At 58.4% G+C, this 17,983-nt stretch carries 15 protein-coding genes and 1 tRNA gene; 8 read left to right on the forward strand and 8 right to left on the reverse strand.

The window, feature by feature from the left end; translation table 11 throughout:
- Positions 1-84: 84 nt before the first annotated feature.
- The 5 genes from VMY05_05310 to VMY05_05330 form a co-directional block, all read right to left on the reverse strand.
- A complete protein-coding gene (locus VMY05_05310; protein ID HUV30495.1) occupies positions 85-894 on the reverse strand; it encodes a DUF72 domain-containing protein in 810 nt (269 codons plus the stop codon).
- A 137-nt stretch (positions 895-1,031) separates the two neighbouring features.
- On the reverse strand, positions 1,032-1,646 hold the full coding sequence (locus tag VMY05_05315; protein ID HUV30496.1) for a hypothetical protein: 615 nt from the start codon (positions 1,644-1,646) through the stop codon (positions 1,032-1,034).
- Positions 1,646-2,458 (reverse strand): hypothetical protein, encoded by an 813-nt coding sequence (locus tag VMY05_05320; protein HUV30497.1) that lies wholly within the window; start codon positions 2,456-2,458, stop codon positions 1,646-1,648. The genes VMY05_05315 and VMY05_05320 overlap by 1 nt, the downstream gene beginning before the upstream one ends.
- Positions 2,455-3,078 (reverse strand): hypothetical protein, encoded by a 624-nt coding sequence (locus VMY05_05325; GenBank protein ID HUV30498.1) that lies wholly within the window; start codon positions 3,076-3,078, stop codon positions 2,455-2,457. The genes VMY05_05320 and VMY05_05325 overlap by 4 nt, the downstream gene beginning before the upstream one ends.
- A complete protein-coding gene (locus tag VMY05_05330) occupies positions 3,078-3,887 on the reverse strand; it encodes a DUF6754 domain-containing protein (protein ID HUV30499.1) in 810 nt (269 codons plus the stop codon). Before VMY05_05330 ends, VMY05_05325 begins: the two co-directional genes overlap by 1 nt.
- Before the next feature lie 127 nt (positions 3,888-4,014).
- Here VMY05_05330 and VMY05_05335 point away from each other — a divergent pair, with 127 nt between their 5' ends.
- The 4 genes from VMY05_05335 (at position 4,015) to VMY05_05350 (ending at position 7,610) form a co-directional block, all read left to right on the forward strand.
- Positions 4,015-5,229 carry an extracellular solute-binding protein gene (locus tag VMY05_05335; GenBank protein ID HUV30500.1) on the forward strand — a complete coding sequence of 405 codons (1,215 nt, stop codon included), beginning with the start codon at positions 4,015-4,017 and terminating at the stop codon, positions 5,227-5,229.
- The gene (locus VMY05_05340) at positions 5,226-6,092 is read left to right on the forward strand and encodes a sugar ABC transporter permease (protein ID HUV30501.1); all 867 of its coding nucleotides are present in this window, start codon (positions 5,226-5,228) and stop codon (positions 6,090-6,092) included. Before VMY05_05335 ends, VMY05_05340 begins: the two co-directional genes overlap by 4 nt.
- Positions 6,086-6,913: a carbohydrate ABC transporter permease gene (locus VMY05_05345; protein ID HUV30502.1), complete on the forward strand. Its 828-nt coding sequence runs from the start codon at positions 6,086-6,088 to the stop codon at positions 6,911-6,913. Before VMY05_05340 ends, VMY05_05345 begins: the two co-directional genes overlap by 7 nt.
- A gap of 106 nt (positions 6,914-7,019) precedes the next feature.
- The gene (locus tag VMY05_05350) at positions 7,020-7,610 is read left to right on the forward strand and encodes an OmpA family protein (GenBank protein HUV30503.1); all 591 of its coding nucleotides are present in this window, start codon (positions 7,020-7,022) and stop codon (positions 7,608-7,610) included.
- A gap of 77 nt (positions 7,611-7,687) precedes the next feature.
- Here the strand turns inward: VMY05_05350 and VMY05_05355 are convergent, their stop codons facing one another.
- The 3 genes from VMY05_05355 to tyrS are packed head-to-tail and all read right to left on the reverse strand — an operon-like array spanning position 7,688 to position 12,359.
- Positions 7,688-9,379, reverse strand: coding sequence for an Ig-like domain-containing protein (locus VMY05_05355; GenBank protein ID HUV30504.1), 1,692 nt, complete (start codon positions 9,377-9,379; stop codon positions 7,688-7,690).
- Positions 9,379-11,028, reverse strand: a complete 1,650-nt coding sequence (locus VMY05_05360) for a tetratricopeptide repeat protein (GenBank protein HUV30505.1) — start codon at positions 11,026-11,028, stop codon at positions 9,379-9,381. The genes VMY05_05355 and VMY05_05360 overlap by 1 nt, the downstream gene beginning before the upstream one ends.
- 59 nt (positions 11,029-11,087) lie before the next feature.
- Positions 11,088-12,359, reverse strand: coding sequence for a tyrosine--tRNA ligase (tyrS, locus tag VMY05_05365; GenBank protein ID HUV30506.1), 1,272 nt, complete (start codon positions 12,357-12,359; stop codon positions 11,088-11,090).
- A gap of 197 nt (positions 12,360-12,556) precedes the next feature.
- On the opposite strand from tyrS, the gene VMY05_05370 reads away from it, so the two are divergent.
- The 4 genes from VMY05_05370 (at position 12,557) to VMY05_05385 (ending at position 17,853) form a co-directional block, all read left to right on the forward strand.
- A complete protein-coding gene (locus tag VMY05_05370; GenBank protein HUV30507.1) occupies positions 12,557-14,713 on the forward strand; it encodes a PBP1A family penicillin-binding protein in 2,157 nt (718 codons plus the stop codon).
- 166 nt (positions 14,714-14,879) lie between these two features.
- Positions 14,880-14,963: transfer RNA gene (locus VMY05_05375), tRNA-Leu, on the forward strand.
- Between the two features lie 116 nt (positions 14,964-15,079).
- Positions 15,080-16,531, forward strand: coding sequence for a hypothetical protein (locus VMY05_05380; GenBank protein HUV30508.1), 1,452 nt, complete (start codon positions 15,080-15,082; stop codon positions 16,529-16,531).
- 137 nt (positions 16,532-16,668) lie between these two features.
- Positions 16,669-17,853 carry a hypothetical protein gene (locus VMY05_05385; GenBank protein ID HUV30509.1) on the forward strand — a complete coding sequence of 395 codons (1,185 nt, stop codon included), beginning with the start codon at positions 16,669-16,671 and terminating at the stop codon, positions 17,851-17,853.
- Positions 17,854-17,983: the final 130 nt, after the last annotated feature.

Here is a 17,983-nt window from a genome sequence, read left to right on the forward strand (position 1 = left end):
TCGCAATCGCCTCTCACGTTTCGGGTACGAAACTACTATTGTTCTGCGGACATCGTCAACTAAAAAAGTGCTGATCGGCCGTGGCTACGACTCAAGGAGCTTGACGAAATCGACCGCGTTGCCGACGGCCTGTCCCAGGTGACAGTTGTTGAAGTAGACGTAAAGTCGACTGACCTTGGTCATCAACTTGCCTATCTTCCGGCGCCAGAGCTCGAGTTCCTCCTTCGAGTAGGTGTAATCGTACCGGAGTGGGCCGCCGTCCCACCACCGGTCGGCGTTGCGGCCGTGAAGCCGAACGTAGGCGGTGTCGGTCGTGGCGAACGAGTCCGGTGCGAGCAGGCCGGGGAGCTGCGGCTCGTCAACGCAGACGTAGCCTATCCCCTGTTTTCTGAGACGGTCATACATGGAGCGGTTGACCCAGCCGCTGTGGCGGAATTCGACGTACAGGCGGTGCGGCGCCACGGCGTCACGGCAGATGCTCACGTAATCCAGGGCGTCCGGGGAAAACTTGAACGAGTACGGGAACTGCGCCAGCAGCCCGGCGAGCTTGCCGGATTCCGCGAGCGGGCTGATGGCCTCGGCGAACCGGCCGGCGTCGCTGTCGAGATCCGTCCGCCGGTGAGTGAAGGACTGCGGCACTTTTACCATAAAGTCAAACCCGGCGGGCGCTTTCTTTACCATGTTGGCAAATACGGCGGGGTGCGGGATGCGATAGTAGGTCGTGTTTATCTCGACGGTCGGAAAGTGCCGGACGTAGTAATCGAGCATCTTGCCCTTGTCGATGGTCTGGGGGTAGAACGGGCCCCGCCAGTCGGCAAAGCTATAGCCGGATGTGCCCACGCGGATTCGCCCGTCACGGCTCCGGGGGGCAGGCGTGTCTGGCTGTATGCTCATAGGCCGCTTCTAATCACAGTTCCTCTACCGCTACTACGACCGAGTATTCAGCCGGTTGCGAGGTTTTTCAATCACTTTTTTTCCGGGCAGCCGTCGACGCGGGCCAACGCCCCGTGTGCGCCGGCTGGGCACATATTTCAACTGGTCAGCTTGAGAAAGTCGTTCAGCAGGAATTCCACTCGGCCTATGAACGTCGACATGCGGGACATGACGGTATATCCAAACGTCGTTCCGAAGAAGATCATCAGGAAGTAGGTGCCGATTCGCGCCGAAACGCCCAGCAGCCCGCGATGCTCGCGGCTAAAGTAGAAATAGGAAAGCGTGCTCAGCACACCGAGCAGCACGATCAGGCCGGAGAAATCAAACCAGCCGGATTCGCCCAGCAGCGGGACCACGGTGGCAGACATCTGCTTGAGTGTCCGTGCGTTCAGCATGGCGGGAATGGCCACGCCGGCGCCGGAGCCGATCAGCACGGCCATGGGGATTCGCGACAACCAGGTGGCCCGGCGCACGAATCGCGTGAACATCAGGAAACCGAGCACCAGTGGCACGACGAGCGGCCATTCGCCCTGCGTGAGTAAGGGCTGAAAAAGCAGATCCATCAGGCTGTTCGTCCACGTGATCACGAGAAAGTAGCCGATCGACACGCCGATCAGGATGGATTCGGCCATCCTGTAGACGGGATTGTCACGGTACAGAAACGTGAATATGGCCAGGGTCAGGACCCCGGCGACGACCGTGCCGATCTCCATCAGGCCTCCCTTCTCTTTGACCGCAAGCGAAAGTATATGACGTTGCCGATGATTATGAGCAGGATCACGTAGACGTGGGCCGCCGTCTGCGCGAGCATCGCCCGCGTGCCGCTCCCGCCGATTTCAATGAGCCCCTCGTATTCGGCGGCTCCGCGCAGGCCGCCCACCATGGCGTACATCTGCCCCGAGGCCAGGTAGGGATCGTACGTCGTCACCATGGCCGCCGTGACGAACGCCGACACGCGCACGCCGTAGCGTGCCCCGGCGTACTCTATCCAGTGTGTCGTCAGGGAACCGTCGGCAATCGAAACGACCCCGGCAACGTCATCATAATTCGAAATCCCCGAAAGGAGAGGCAGCGCGCCGTATTCATTGCCGCTGTAATCCTCCGGATATGTCTTGGATAAGGACTCGCCCATGGAGAGTATCGCGGCGATATACTGTGGCTTGAATCCCAGATGCACGTAATCGGTGCCGTATTTGAGTCCGTACTCGTCGGCTGTCTGAGACATAAGGCGATAGCCGATGCCGGTCCCCTCGGCCAGCAGCGAAACGCCGATCAGCCGGAGCCCCCTGGACATGGCGTGTCGAAGGAAAGCCTGCGCCAGCGGCGCTATTTCGGGCAACGAGGATGCCTCGTGGTCGAACGACACCATCAGCACTGTGCCGGCCGGGAGTGAATCAAGATACCCGTACATGCGTTCGGTATCGGCGGAAGGCACGACGGCGGGCCTGATACCGAGCAGCATGGTTACGGTGACCACGGCGATCAATCCGAGGAACGCCCAGTGTCGGCCCTGGAGGCGCATCACGAGTCACTCCCCAGCCAGGTCCGTTCCAGACCGAGCAGAACTCTGAGCGAGGTCGTCAGGGAGCCCAGGCCGATGCCGATAAGGATGGCCCGCCGGGCCGCCATGGACGGAGCGTCGCGAACCCACTCGGCGACATCGGAGAACTCCGCGAAGAGGACGTCACCCAGGTCGGAGCGACTGATAAGCGTCAGCAGCGCGGAAACGAGCAGGACGGTGGCCGGCACGGAGCGGGCGCGAAAGCCGCGCAGCGAAGCCGAAGCGACAAAGAAGGCCAGCAGCGCGAAGACGGTCGATTGCATGGGCACCTGCACGTAGTCAAACACCCATATGAACGGGGAATCGCCCTTTATCCCCCACACCAGCGCGAGAAAAGGCATGCTGAACAATCCGACCAGGCTGGCTATCCGGTATGGGCGGTCGCTTCCCCGTGCAATCGCCCCCAGGTTGAATCTGGCAAAACTCACCACTCCCACCAACAGGGCAAAAGCGAAAATGATCTGCCAGTATCCGCGCAGCACCGTTTCATTGATGGCACCGGCGATGGGATGCCCGGAGAAATACACGGCAAAGAGGGTGAATCCGAAAAGACCACAGACGATCTGCGGGAACCGGCGCCGCATCAGAACCTCCACCAGCCCGAGGTCGGGTCTATGGTTGCCCACAAAATCGCGCCGACAAGAAATATCGCGATCAGGATTTTCAGGACGTCCTGCGCTCTTACCGAGGCCAGGATCGAGGCATCCTGTGAGAGGTAACCGGACGCCGCGAAAACCTCCTCGCCGATCAGCGTGTAGTCACAGGCCACAATGAAGAAGGCCAGTTGAATGGTGGAGTCGGTGCCCGCGATCTGGATGGCCCCGACCGTGTTGCCGACCTCCGCAAGAATGAGCGATTCGGCCTCAAAGGTGCCCAGCAGGAAGATCGACGCGGGCTTCAGCCGGGTTATCATCCCCTCTACGGCCGCCGCGTAGCCGAACTGCGACGACGACACGTAGCAGATGTCGTCTTCGGAGAAGCGGTCACCCTGCCCTGCCCGGGCGTAGCTTTCCCGAACCACTTCCTGGGCGACGGCCATAATGACCGGGTCGTGCGTGGGGAAAACAAGGCGGCAGTCGTACTGCGCCGTCTTTTCCGCGATGTGACTGAGGATATTCAGAGACGCGATGGTGGTGGGTCGCTGAATGTCTCCCCCCCACCCGGGCGTGTACAGGACGGGGCGGGCCATCTCGGTGGCGCGCCCGACGGCCTCCTCGACCGCTTTCAGGCCGGCAATCTCCCGCATCTTGAATGGCCGCCCGGTTCGTGCACGGTGCATTGTGTAAAGCACAATTGCGATTGAGATGATTGCACAGATCAACACCGTTGTACGGCTGGTGTCAAACCACGCCCCGCCGCCGGCCAGGAGCAGGTAAAGACCAGGGAAAAACATTGCTGCCAAACAGCGGCGCGGTTTTCGGGAAATCAACTAAAAGATTTCTTGTTGACCGGCACCGGCAACGGATATATTAACCGACTGTTACGAACAACACCCGACAGAGACGGAGGAGCCATCCGCCATGTATAGAATCGTTTTCGCTGCCGCCTTTCTGGTACTGCTCGCTTTCGATATGCCCGACTGCAAAACGACCCTTACCTGGTGGCAGTTCTGGACTGATCCCGACGTGAAGCCCGCCATAGACGCGATCGTGAGTGATTTCGAGAAGGCCAACCCCGATATCGAGGTCAAGCTGACCGACCTGACGTGGGCCAACGGGCATGAGAAGATCGTGATTGCCTTTTCCTCGGGGTCAGGACCGGACGTTGTGGAACTGGGCTCGGACTGGATCGCCCAGTTTGCACAGACCGGACACCTGTCCGACATTTCCGATCACGTCACCTCCGACAGCGCCGAATTCCAGGGCTGGGGGATGGCTACATACGATGGCAGGGTGTTTGCGCGGCCGTGGATCCTCGGCACGCGAGTTATGTTTATCAACCGGGACTTGCTTTCCTGGGGCGGCTTCAACAAAGATTTTGTGCCGTATGACTGGGAGAAGTTCAGATTCACCACCAGGCGAGTGCGCAAGCTCAGTCCCGATATCTATGGCTGGGGTTCGAACACGGCGGAAAAGCACCGCCTGTATAAGAAATTCCTGCCCTTCTTCTGGTCCAACGGGGCCAAGATCTTCACCGAGGACGGCGAGTATTGCATCGTGTCATCCGACAAGGCGATCGAGGCGTTGACGTTCTACAAACTGTTGCATGACTCCTGCGGATACGTGGCCGACCAGCGGGGGATTGAGGATGCCTTCCTGGATGGAAAGATCGGCTTCATTATCTCCGGAGACTGGCTGCTCAAAAGGATTGCGCTTGAGAATAGGGACATAGACTTCGCCGTGACCAACATTCCGGGACCGGCCTTCCCCGGCAAGTCGTTCCTGGGGGGAGAATTCCTCGCCATAAATGAAGCCTGTGAGAACAAAGAGGCCGCCCGGAAGTTAATTAACTTCGTTACTTCGCCGGAAAACCAGGTGCGGTTCTGCAAAGCCAACTACTCAGCCAACCCCTCCAGTCTCGAGGCCCAGGAGGATCCGTACTTCGCGGACAACGAGTACTTTCAGGCGTTTATCCGGCAGATACGTTCGGCCGTGCATCCCCCGGTCGACCCGGACTGGGTGTACATCGAGGACATCATTGAAGAGGCCGTGGAGGACGCCCTCTTCGGTTCCGGTCTGCCCGCGACGGCCCTGAGGGAAGCCCAGATAAAAATCGCAAAGCTGAAGAAGAAATGAGCCCGAAGTCAAAGACGGCGCTGCTCCTGGCGTCCCCCTGGGTTCTCACCTTCCTGCTCTTCTGGCTCCTCCCTCTGGTATACTCGTTTGTCATCGGGTTCACCGACTACGAACTGCTGAAAGGCTCTCACTGGGTCGGGCTGGCCAATTACAGGGAGCTGTTCTCGGATGCGGAATTCATAGGCTCGATCAAGAACACCTTCATTTTCGTCCTGGGTACCATCCCTGTTACGACCGTGCTGGCCTTGGGCATGGCGTTGCTGGTGAACCGTCAGTTCAAAGGGCGGGGCGTTTTCCGGGCCGCGTACTTCGTACCGTCAATAACCTCGATGGTGGTGGTGGCGCTCATCTTCATCAACCTGTACGCACGAGGCGGCTACGTGGCGATCCTGGCAAGAATGGTGGGGCTGGCGCCGCCGCCGCATGGTTTCCTCTATGACGGCAGGACGGCCTTGTACTCGATCATGGCCATGGACGTGTGGATGTCGGTCGGCTACTATATGCTGATCTTCCTTGCCGGCCTGAAGGCGATTCCGGACGAGTTGTACGAGGCCGCCGAGATCAGCGGCGCCTCACGAGTCCGCCGGTTGTTTTCCATTACGCTGCCCCTGCTCAGGCCCGTGATGCTGTTTATCCTGGTCATCAATTCCATCAAGTCGTTCCAGGTCTTTGTCGAGATATTCGTGATGACGAAGGGCAAATTCGACACCTCCACCGTGGTCTACTTCGTGTATGAGACCGGTCTTGCCACGGCCTTCCGTCTGGGTTATGCCTCGGCGGCCGCTTACGTGCTGTTCGTGATAATCGCGGTGTTTTCACTGGTGTACTTTGCGCTCCTGCGCCGGAGGCGGATTGCATGGTGAGCCAAACCGGGAGATTCGGCGCCGTCATCAGGTACGGATTCCTGACCGGGTTGCTGGTCGTAATGGTCTTTCCCCTGGTCTGGATGTTCCGGGTGGCCCTGGCGGAACCCGGCAGCAGCATCGGCAGCGAGATTCTTGCAAGTTCAAGTATAACTTTAGATAACTTTACGGACTTATTTGCCAGGGCTAACATCGGCCGACCACTGTTCAATTCGCTGTTTGTCGGTGTGACCGTGACGCTGGGCAACATCCTGTTCTGCTTCATGGTTGCATATTCGCTGGCCCGTTACCGGTTCCGGTCCGGGAAACTGCTTTTTGTGACAGTAGTTGTGGTGCTGATGATTCCCGCGCACATTACGATCATCCCGTTGTACGCCCTGTGCGTCAAAGCCGGGGTATACAACACGTACTGGGCTCTCATTCTCCCCTGGCTGGTCAACCCGATAGGCGTATTTCTCGTCAAGCAGTATGTCGAATCGATCCCCCCGGCCATGGAGGAGGCTGCACGCATCGACGGCGCCGGTGAACTGCGCATTTTGTTCCAGGTCGTGATGCCCTTGTGCAAGCCGGCCCTGGCGGTGCTGGCCATTCAGGTCTTCTTTACTAACTGGAATTCGTTCCTGTTCCCCTACATTCTCACCCTGGACGAGGGTTTGCGCACCCTGCCGGTGGCCCTGGCTCTCTACCAGGGACACCAGGCGATTGACTGGCAGCACCTGATGGCCGGCTCGGCTGTTGCCGTGATTCCCGTCCTGGTCCTTTTTGTTTTCATGCAGCGCCAGATAGTGTCCGGCATCACGGCCGGGGCTGTAAAACAGTAGTGGGCTTTTCAGGGTTTTTTTTGTTGCGCAGACCGGCCTCGTCCTCTACCTTTTCCGCCGAAATCGAGTTTGGAAGCGATTCCCGGAAAGAAAGGATTCTGCACAAATGGCGAAAACGATCCTGGCACTTGCGGTTCTGCTGTTAGCTGTCGCCGGTTGCGGCGTGAATAAGGACTACGTCGCCGGACAGATAACAGACTCGGAAACAAAGATGGCCACGCAGATGAAGGCGCTTGAGGACAAGACGGACTTCAACGCCGCGGAGCTTACCAAGCTGCGGTCTCTGGCCACGGAACTGGAACAGAAGACCGACATGGCTGTCAATGAGGCCAAGGGATTCGAAAACTACCAGATCATCTGGCAGGGGGAGATCAATTTCGACTTTGACGGCTACGAGATCGACGACGTGGCCGCCCAGATACTTCAGGAGGCCGGTAACAAAATGACCGGCTACCCGAGATCCCTTATCGAGATTACCGGTCATACGGATGCCTCCGGCTCAGGCAATTACAATCTTCTCCTTGGGGAGAAACGTGCCAACTCGGCGAAGCGTTACCTTGCCGACAATTACGGCATCTCGCTGTACCGTATGTTCGTGATCTCGTACGGCGAATCCAAACCGATAGCCATGCCCGACGAGAAGTACGCCAGTTCCAAGAACAGGCGGGTCGCTCTGACCGTCTGGGGCAGTCTGTAGATCTCTGGCAGCGAGTTTATCGTTCTGGCTCGAGCGGCGGGATCGTGGAGGTCCCGCCGCTCCTGTATTCGTTCCGGTTACCTGAACTCGAACAGGATACCGGATGTCTCGAACCGAGCCCTCACGGCGACCGTGTCGGCATAGAACGCCGTCGTCTCGGCCGGCTCAAGAGGAATCAGCGAGCCGCCGTCGCGCCGGCCGTTGCCGTTGCTGTCGACAAAGCCGGACAGAAGATATTTGCCGCCGGGGACGTCTATGCCGAAGGACCTTCCGGAAACGGGCAGCTCGAAAGCGTCACTGCCGGAAACACTTTGGAAGGTGAGCACGACCGGGGCGTCGGTGCGATCCGGCAGGTTCACCGTGACCTCGCCTGAAATACGGCCAAGCGAATCGGCGTCCAGCGTCGAAAAGCCGTACTGCGTAAGCGAGTCACCAAGCAGGTTGCCTGCAAGGTCCGCCAGGTCGAACTCCGTAACATCAAGGCGGTAACGCTCGCCCGGTCTGATCTTCTCCGGGACAAACCCGATATGGAAGCGGTCGATCCAGTGGCGGGCCAGAGCCACCGTCCGTGTCTCCGACTGCCACAGGACAAATGTCTGATCCGTAATCTTGGATGTATCCAGCGGCTCCGACAGGGTCATCTGCATTTCGACGGCGTCCGGGAAATGCGCCTTATCCTCCGGTTGGAAGGCGATTATCTTCGGGACCGTCTCATCTTCGACGGCCTGGATTTCGATCTGGTCGTACGTCATCGCCACTTCGGCCGAATCGGGAGTCACTTCAAGCCCGTAACTGCCCGTAATCAGAGTGTCGAAAAAGACCGTCAGTGTCGACGATTCTTCTTCGGAGGACTCGAGGAAACCCCGGGCGGGCACGGGCTGTTCGTCCGGATTGGAGGGCAGCAGCCTGATCATCTCCGGGTGGTGACGGAGCCGGCCCAGTCCGATCGGCCTGGACAGGCGAACCCGCACGAGCCCGTCGGTGGTCTGGGACGCCGACAGGATGGCGGGTGCGAGAGTATCGGCAGTCGCGAGGTGAAGGTTAAGCGCATCGAGAGGAAGCGGTCCCCCGACCACTATACTGCGATCGGGCACGGCAAAAGGTTCACGGTACGGGTCAGGTCGCTCGTTCCGGTTCTTATCCTCAAAAGCCACCAGCCGGTACTCGTGTTCCGGCAGGTACCGGAAACTGAAGAAGCCGTCGCTGTTGGTTGGAGCCAGGTAACTGGGGTAGACGGAATCGTAGGCAATCGTATCACCGAACAGCGACAGGTCATACAGGGCCGCCACGGCGGCAGCCGCCCGGGCGTTGTCTTTGTAAAGATACCCGGATACACGGCCGGTATCGATGGCTGCTCCGGTGGAGAACGCGATGGTAGCGGAACTGTCAAGACGGTTCCTGCGCAAGTCGGTAACAGTGGCATTGAGCGTGATGACGTACGTCCGATTGGCCTTAAAGGCCTCCGGCAGCGTGATGATGATGCGGTCCTTCTTCCATTGGATCCGGGGCTCGCTGGCCGGACGCGGGGAGATGAAAACGGGAGAGCCGGTCAGCGGCTTCAGGAGAGGTTCGGAGAAGTACAGGGCAATCCGGTCGCCGGTCGTCACCATAACGGATTCGTTTTCGGGCGAAGACCCGATAAGAACCGGTCCGGTCCGGTCCTCTTCCCCGCCGGGCGGGGCGCTGATCTGGGCGCATCCGAAGAAGGCGGCCAGCACCAGCACGCCAACTGTGAAAACGTAACCCCTCTGCCTCACCCGGTACCGCATCAACGGTCCAGCTTCTCCCTGATTCGTTCGTTATCAGGCTGCTGATCAAGTGCCTTCTGCCACCACTCCCGGGCTTTTGCCATATCGCCCAAGGCCTGGTGCGTGTCTCCCAGATGATCGAAAATAACCGCATCGGTGTCAAGGGATACTGCCTTTTCCAGGTGCTTGAGGGCCTCCTTGAAGTCTCCCAACCGGTAGTAGACCCAGCCGTAGCTGTCAAGGTACGCGGCGTTGTCGGGCGACAATTCCAGAGCCCGGGCGATCAACTCCCGGGCATACTCGAGTCGCTCTCCCTTGTCGGCCAGCATGTAGCCCAGGTAGTTCAGCGAGGGCGAATGACTGGAATCGTGCGCAATGATCTGCTCGAAGGTGGCGACCGCTTCCTCGATCCGGCCGGCTCGCTCATATGTCGCTCCGAGCGCAAAGGAGAGATTGATGGCGCTGGTTTCGTCCCGCATGCGGTTCAGGCCGGTTTGATAAGCCTCGATCTCCTGGTCGATACGGCCCAGTTGCCGATAGGCAAGCGCCAGGTCGAGCCAGCTTCCATCGAGAGTGTCGGCCAACTGCGTCTCTTTCAGGAATTCATCGCGAGCCTGCTCCCAGTTGTCATTCAGGCCCGCAATCCGTCCCAGGTAATAATGGTTTAGCGCACTGCGATCACCGGAGGCCACCAGAGAGCTGAATATGGAATCGGCCACCGCCACCGAGTCGACGGCAAAGTAAAGGGCCCCCAGCCGCCGCTTGGCCGAGCGCTCCATCGGTGCAAGCGTCGCCACCTTCCGGGCATGGTGCAAAGCGGCGTACAGTGAATCCGCCTGGGCGTATAGGCCGGTTAACTCTCGATGAAGCACCAGGTTGTCCGGGGATAGTTCAAGTCCTCGTTTAAACGTTGCGATAGCCGAGTCGGGCTGCCCCGCTATTACGAACAGCTCACCCAGGCCGATCACAGCGAACACGTTGGCCGGGCCGGATTCAATGCCCAGCGATTGGCGGAAAGCCTCTGCCGCCCGTTCCAACTCGCGATGTGTGGCCAGCAGTCTGGCCAGGTCGTTCAGATGGCGGAAATTCTCCGGGTGCAGGCGAATCAGACTCTCATACGCCCATATCGTAGAATCCAGGTCGTTTTTCTGTCGGTAGAAGTTGACCAGAAACGAGAACGCAACCGTGTTATCGGGGTCGAGGGCGACCAGCCGTACGTATGTTGACCGTACACTGTCCGGCAACTCGAGTTGGTGATAGCACTGGGCCGTGAGTTGCAGTACGTCGACGTCCTGTGGCTCGAGTTTGCTGAGTGTGGCCAGTGCCTCGGTCGGTTCGCGCAGGTAGTACAGTACGCGTCCAAACGCCAGGCCGATTTGTTGCGACTCGGGAAAGAACTGAAGCGCCTTCCTGTACTGCTTGGCGGCGTTGTAGATATCCCCCACTGCCTCGTACAGAAGGCCGTTGACATAGAGGTTGTACGCACGGTAATCAAGCGGTTCTGCAACCTTCTCCTCCCGGGCGGCAGTTCGGGTACGCCCCGGGTCCGAATCCGGGCGGGCCTGGGCTATCTTGTGGTTGACCGCCTTCGATCCGCATCCGGCTGCCAGCAGTCCCGTGAAAAGCGCAACGGCTGCAAGACCACGGACCATGGGTATACTTAATCGCATGAATCGACCCTGCGTATTCTCTTTCCCTGATAATGCCGCCGGACGGAAAAAGTTGCAATTCAAACCGATTTTAATCGGAGAAAGCGTCGCTTCCCAACCTTGAGCACCATATCACCGCTTAGTTGGAACTCGAAGCCAGTGTCGGTGATCTTCTTCTCGTCCAGTGAAACGCTTCCCGCCTCGATCAGTTTTCTTGCTTCACTGTTTGACCGGCTCAGTCCGGCTTTGGTCATCAGGTGGACAAGATAGATGCGCCCGGGATCAAGGCCGAGTTGGCCAAGTTCCGCGGGTGTCAGTTCCGGTATTTCGTCCGGAAGCTGCTTTTGCGAAAAAACGCGCTCAAACTCTTCCCTGGCACGGCCACCCGAGCCGGCCGGATGGTACATGTCCACCAGCGTCACCCCCAGCTCTTTCTTGATATCCATCGGGTTGACATCCGGGCTGGACAGCGCCGTTTTGATTTCCCGAAGTTTTTCCAGTGGCACGTTCGCGGCAAGCTCGAAATACTCATATATGAGCCGGTCCGGGATCGACATCACTTTGCCGAAAATCTCTCGCGCCGGTTCGTCGATTCCGATATAGTTGCCCAGGGATTTCGACATTCTCTTCTCGCCGTCGGTACCGACAAGTATCGGCACGGTCAGGATGCACTGAGGATCGAGGCCGTACGCTTCCTGGATGGTCCGGCCCGCAAGCAGGTTAAACGTCTGCTCCGTCGCGCCAAGCTCCAGGTCCGCCTTGATAGCCACCGAATCGTACCCCTGCATCAGCGGGTAGAACAGCTCATGCAGCGAGATGGGAATGCCGTTCTTGATCCTGTTGGCGAAGTCATCGCGCTCGAGAAGCCGGGCCACCGTAAACCGGGTAGCCAGGTTCATGATCTCGACAAAATCCATCTGTCGAAACCATTCGCCGTTGAACCGAACCTCGGTTCTGGACTTATCCAGAATCTTGAAGAACTGTTTCTGGTACGTCTCGGCGTTCTTCATGATATCGTCGTAGGCCAGCCGGGGACGGGTGGCGGATCGTTCCGACGGGTCGCCGACCATGGCGGTATAATCGCCCACGATGAGAACGATCTGGTGACCCAGGTCCTGGAAATCCCTGAGCTTTCGGACGCCCACCGTGTGGCCGAGATGGATGTCGGGAGCCGTGGGATCGAAGCCCTGTTTGATGCGAAGCGGCTTATTCTCCCCGATGGAGCGCGCCAGCTTGGCCCTGAATTCGACCTCGGGCAGCAACTCTACCACGCCGCGCAGGATTACCTGGAGCTGGCGCTCCAGTTCCTTCTTTTGCTCCACACCGAGGCTGTCTGCCGATGTATCCGTCAATTCAATCTCCCGCTTATGGTCTTTTCGTAGCTATCGGCATATAAGGATATGAGTTTGATTGGCCGGCCGCGCCGGCCAATCCATCTCGTAATGTATGGCCGAGAATAGCCAATTACCGTTTAAAAATCAACGGGATATGGGCAAAGGCGGCTGTTTTTGGTTGACTGAAACCAGTCTGAAAGCGGACATTTGCGCTGATGGTCATTCCACCTAGAAAAGTCGTTGCGAGGCTCAGGGGTCGCCGTTTCAGAAACCCCATTCTCGTGTTGTTCGCCCTGTTGTTTGTGCTCGCGGTCATTTTATTCTATCGCACCTACCGGATATACCGCTCGGAACTGCCGTCCTTCGAACAACTGCACAACATCGAGCCGAGCCTGAGTACTCGCATTTTCGACCGGAACGGCACGTTGCTCAAGGAGTTTTACACCGAGAACCGGGCGTTGACACCGCTGCGGAGCATGCCGCCGCACCTGACCGGCATGTTGCTGGCCGTCGAGGATCAGGAGTTTTACGATCACTGGGGTCTTAACCTGAGGCGTATCCTCATTGTAGCCACCAACAACCTGATCAAGGGACGGATCACCGCCGGGGCCTCCACCATCAGTCAGCAGGTGGCGCGGATGTTGTTCCTTGACCGGCGCGTCACGTACGAGCGCAAAATCAAGGAGGCATTGACAGCCGTTAAGCTGGAGAGGACATACTCCAAGGATGAAATCATCGAGATGTACCTCAACCAGCACTATTTCGCCCGGGGGACGTACGGCGTGGCGGCGGCGGCACGGTTGTACTTCGGTAAGGCCGTCCCCGACCTTAACCTTAACGACTGTGCCATCCTGATTGGCATGACCAAGGGTCCGAACATCAATTCGCCGCTGAACAACCCGGACAAAGCACTGCAGGCGCGCAACCGCGTGCTGTACACGTATTTCTCCGTGGGCGGATTGACGCGGACGCAGTACGATTCCCTCAGGGCCGAACTATTGCAGATCTCAGCCCCGAAGGAAGAGGTCGGGATTGCACCGTATTTCACGGAGGCCATCCGGCAGGGGATTCTGGAAAGGTACGGCGAGGATGTCCTGTATTCGGGCGGTCTGAAAGTGTTCACGTCGCTCGATGCCACGCTGGAGGTGGCGGCCGAGGAGGCCGTGGCTAAAAAGGTCGATTCCCTTCGGGCGATGATAGAGCGCACCTACAGCCTGACCAACCCGGCGTATTCGTTCAACCTGCCGGACACTGTTGACGAGTTCGGCGATTCCATCCGCGTGTACAAGAAGATCCAGGGGGCGTTCATTGCCATCGACAACTTCAACGGCGACGTGCTCGCCATGGTGGGCGGGCGGTCATTCGAGGAAACCCAGCTTAACCGTTCTTACCAGTCGCCGCGGCAGGCCGGCTCGGTGTTCAAGCCGTTCGTCTACACGGCCTGCATCGACAACGGGTTCCGCACGACGGACATAGTCGACGACAACCCCATCGTTTTGGACATCCCGGGGGCCAAGCAGTGGCGGCCGCACAACTTCGACTACAAGTTCCGAGGGCCGATCCCCCTTCGCACCGCCATCCAGGACTCGCGCAACCTGGCCACCATCAGGCTGCTGCTCAAGATCAGCCCCCAGGAGGCCATCTTCTACGCCCGCCGCATGGGCATCACGTCGCCGCTCGACCCGGTTCCCTCGCTGGCTATCGGGACCGCTGACGTTCGGTTGATAGAGATGGTCTCGGCCTTTTCCATTTTCCCCAACCGGGGGATCCATATCCCCTACCGGATGGTGCGCCAGATTGTCGACCGCTACGGCAAGGTGATCGAGGACAACCGGGCGATCCTCAAGGAAGAAGTGCTCTCAGCGCAGACGGCGTATATCATGGTGGACCTGATGCAATCGGTGGTCAAGGAGGGCACCGGCAGGCGTTCGCAATGGATGGGCTTCACGCGGCCGGCCGGTGGCAAGACCGGCACCTCCAACGCCTTCTGCGATAACTGGTTTATCGGCTACACCCCGCAGATTACGGCCGGGGTCTGGATCGGGTTCGACGACCGCACTTCTATCGGCCGGGGCATGGACGGGTCCAGGAACGGTGTCCCGCCGTGGACCGAGTTCATGATCGCCGCCCACGACTCCCTGCCGATAGCCGGCTTCGAGGAGCCTGACGGCATCGTCCATCTTGATGTCTGCCGCGAATCCGGGGAGCTTGCCACCGACCGGTGTATCGACGTCCGCAACGAGGTCTTCATGGTCGAGAACCAGCCGACCGGCACGTGCCACATACATCCGTCGAGTGGTCTGTATACTCCCCGCGCCACGCAGGAGCAGCCGATTCAGGAAGACACCGCCAGCGACCGCGTGCATTTCTAAGCGGGCTGCCTCTCCCCTGTTCCGTGCCGCAAAGCCGCCTCTAATCAACGTCCGGGTGACCCAGGGCTTGCCCTGGGTTTCTTGCTTTTGGCTTCCGGACAATATCCTTGCCTTCACCTCTTCCCTACTGTAACTTATTGCCGTTCATGAAGCAGGCTATGCCTGTGCCGGAGTGGTGAAACTGGTAGACGCAGGGGACTCAAAATCCCCCGGCAGCAATGTCATGTCGGTTCAAGTCCGACCTCCGGCACTATGATATCAGCAGCGGGGCATACTAGGCGCGGCAACTCGAACCTGACGGCGCAACTAATTGTAGGTTTGCTATCGTTTTGTGAAGAACTGAATTCACAGGAGTCGCGATCTACCATGAGCACCGAACAAGAATGCAGATTTACTCTCAAAGATAACACGCCCTGTGGGCAGACCGGCGGCGACGCGGCCAAAGGAATGTGCAGGTTCCATCAATGGGTGCGGCCTGACAGACTGTGGGCGCGCGGAGATCTTAGCGCCATTAAGCAATATGTGACGAATTGCAAACAGGAGTTTGTCGACTTCGCAGGTATCCGTTTTGACGGTGTGGACTTCGCGGGTCTGTTGGGCACCGAAAAGCGACTCCTGTTTGAGGGTTCACAGTTTACCAAATGCACATTCAAGGCTTGTGTATTCTACAATGCTTCGTTTATCGGCGAGTGTGTGTTCAAGGACACGGTTTTTCGTAAATGCGAATTCCGAGGCACTGAGTGTAGCTTCGAAGATTCTGTTTTCGACTCGGATGCGATCGTCTTTGATGAGTGCACGTTCATTCTGACGTCCAAGGACGAACTCGACCCTACTGCGGTGTCTTTTAAGGGTTGCGACGCAAGTATTGTTCACGGACTATTCAGGAACTGCTATGTGAAAGCTTATCGATTCGATGCGAACGGCTTACAGCTTATCGGGAAAGATGTACATCCTAAACTAGCTTTATTCGTCACGGACGCGGGCCAGCGCCTCAAAACAGATATGCTGTGTTTGGATAGTGTTCACCAAGTTCTGTTAAGTGGACTTCAGTTTCGGGGTGTATTCACGTACAGGCAGCATCAAGAGTATGGTGATTTCGTGCCGAGGCTGGACTTAACTCAAATTGACTTCGACAAAATGCTGTCTGCGCATCTTTTTGACGCAAACTTGAAAAAGGCGTGGTTCAGGAATTCATCTATCGAGGCGGTGAAGTTTCATAACTGCCGCTGGCCTAAGAAAGGTGAATACAAGTATCTGCCTGAAGATGGACTCAGCGAAAAGGCTCTCGTCAAGGATGACTCAGAGCTGCTGAGGCTTTACGTCCAACTGAAGAAGAATTTCGAAACTAACGGCGATTTCATCGGTGCTGGCGACTGGCACTTTCGAGAGATGGAGGCAAGGCGACGGCTTAAGCTAGGGAACAGTAAAGGCCCGAAGCGCTTGCTGTACAAGTGTCTTTCCCTTATATGCTGGTACAAGAGGCTCTCCAACTATGGGGAGAGCTATGCTCGCCCGTTGATATGGATTATTGCAGTGTGGTTTGTGTTTTCGTGGATATACCTATTCTCTGGCTTCGTTGAGTCGGGTGCGTTTGTCAACTTGGATGTTTTTCACGGGCACGTAGTGAGCGTCAGAACGTTCCTCGATCATCTCCTCAAGGCCATGCTATTCAGCTTCCTGGCTATGACCCTTCAAGTCGGCAGAGGTGCAAACCTGCAGGGAAGCTGGTTGCAGTTTTGGCACAGCCTCCAGTTACTGCTTACCGCCGTGCTGGTGCCTTTAATGCTGTTAGCTGTGCGCAGAAAGTTCCGCCGCTAATGTTGCGCGGTGCGCAAGCCCCGGGCCACCGGACCGAATCCAATGCGTACAGTAAACAAAACCCATAGTGTCGTGAAGGCAGTCCGCCCTGTGCTAAAACCTTGACACCGGCAAGCGCGGCGGCCTGCTTGCGGCGTATGACGATGCGATTGCCGTTGCTTTTGCGAAAGGCGGTCCTGCGCTACATGGGGCCGGTCTGGGCGCTCGCGGTGTGCGCGGGATGGTTGGTCGGTTGCGGGTCCGGCGGTGAGTCCGGCCAGCCGCAGGATCAGCCCAGGGAGATGACGGCGGAGCTTGATGTATCGGCGGCGCGGGCCGGGCACGCCGACTGGTTTTTCGATTCTTCGTACATCCACGATGGGGCGGGCCTAGATGGCGGTATCGGCCACGATTGTTCCGACAGCGCCCACGTGACCCATCCCTCCCTTGTCCATGCCCCCGGCGGCTGGAACTCAAAGAAGTTCTGGATGGCCTACAGCCCGGTGACGTCCTGCCGGGGGGCGGGCGACGAGGACCCTCGCGTCATATGCAGCGACGACGGCCTGCACTGGGGCGTGGTCGTGCGGGACGGAGACACGATCGCCAATCCCATATTCAGGGAGCGCGACCTGGATGCCCGGGTGCACTACCTGTCCGATGCGGAACTGTTCTTCGACGGGCAGGAGAACCTCTGGCTAATGTTCCGCGCCAAGTTCGGCATTGCTGAAACCGATTCGGTGGGTTTGTACGTGTCGTGCTGCGACGACGGCGTTACCTGGAACAGTCCGGCCCTGGTCGTGGTGGACACCGGGATCGGCAAAGGTGATTGTCCCCTGATGTCCCCGGCCATCATCCGGTGCGCGGATGATCGTTACAGGATGTTTGTGGTCGACGGTTCGACCGGGATCAGGGACACAAACGTGATTCTCATCTACGCGTCTTCGCGGCCCGACAGCGGCTGGAGCCTCATCGATACGATTCATCCGGGCGTGGTGAGCAATTCATCATCGTCTATCGGTCAGCAAGTCTGGCACCTTGATGTGATTCCCCGGACAGGCGACGAACTGTTGGGTCTTTTTACCATGGGCGACCGGGTGTCACTGGGCGCCAACGCCACGCTGTACATCGGCTACAGCCGTGACGGCGGGCGGAACTGGAAGCTGTCGGACGGTCCCGTGCTTCAGCCGCGAAAAGGCGCCTGGGACTCGGAATTGATATACCGGGCGACGGGGTACTTCCCGAGCGGTTCCGCCAATGAACTGAAGGTGTACTACTCAGCTTACGGCGGACCCGGCCGCACGTGGCACATGGGCGTCACAACCGTGTCCTTTGAGGCCCCGTAGCGAGGGTCGAACGCCCGCCCCGGGCGGGACCGGCTCAGCACCCGTCCGATCCCTCGGCTGATGCCGTCTGGCGCCCCGTACGATACAGGAAGTGCTTGAAAATCGGGCTGAAAGGTCTTACTTTGGCTCT

It is taken from the genome of Acidobacteriota bacterium (genome assembly GCA_035529075.1).
GTDB lineage: Bacteria > Zixibacteria > MSB-5A5 > GN15 > FEB-12 > DATKXK01.

What these genes read in the sequence shown, in the direction of transcription:
- VMY05_05335 (HUV30500.1), top strand. Translation starts at nt 4,015, where the DNA reads ATGTATAGAATCGTTTTCGCTGCCGCCTTTCTGGTACTGCTCGCTTTC.
- VMY05_05360 (HUV30505.1), bottom strand. Translation starts at nt 11,028, where the DNA reads ATGCGATTAAGTATACCCATGGTCCGTGGTCTTGCAGCCGTTGCGCTT.
- VMY05_05380 (HUV30508.1), top strand. Translation starts at nt 15,080, where the DNA reads ATGAGCACCGAACAAGAATGCAGATTTACTCTCAAAGATAACACGCCC.
- VMY05_05355 (HUV30504.1), bottom strand. Translation starts at nt 9,379, where the DNA reads ATGCGGTACCGGGTGAGGCAGAGGGGTTACGTTTTCACAGTTGGCGTG.
- VMY05_05345 (HUV30502.1), top strand. Translation starts at nt 6,086, where the DNA reads ATGGTGAGCCAAACCGGGAGATTCGGCGCCGTCATCAGGTACGGATTC.
- VMY05_05315 (HUV30496.1), bottom strand. Translation starts at nt 1,646, where the DNA reads ATGGAGATCGGCACGGTCGTCGCCGGGGTCCTGACCCTGGCCATATTC.
- VMY05_05330 (HUV30499.1), bottom strand. Translation starts at nt 3,887, where the DNA reads ATGTTTTTCCCTGGTCTTTACCTGCTCCTGGCCGGCGGCGGGGCGTGG.
- VMY05_05350 (HUV30503.1), top strand. Translation starts at nt 7,020, where the DNA reads ATGGCGAAAACGATCCTGGCACTTGCGGTTCTGCTGTTAGCTGTCGCC.
- VMY05_05385 (HUV30509.1), top strand. Translation starts at nt 16,669, where the DNA reads ATGACGATGCGATTGCCGTTGCTTTTGCGAAAGGCGGTCCTGCGCTAC.
- VMY05_05340 (HUV30501.1), top strand. Translation starts at nt 5,226, where the DNA reads ATGAGCCCGAAGTCAAAGACGGCGCTGCTCCTGGCGTCCCCCTGGGTT.
- VMY05_05325 (HUV30498.1), bottom strand. Translation starts at nt 3,078, where the DNA reads ATGCGGCGCCGGTTCCCGCAGATCGTCTGTGGTCTTTTCGGATTCACC.
- VMY05_05370 (HUV30507.1), top strand. Translation starts at nt 12,557, where the DNA reads ATGGTCATTCCACCTAGAAAAGTCGTTGCGAGGCTCAGGGGTCGCCGT.
- VMY05_05310 (HUV30495.1), bottom strand. Translation starts at nt 894, where the DNA reads ATGAGCATACAGCCAGACACGCCTGCCCCCCGGAGCCGTGACGGGCGA.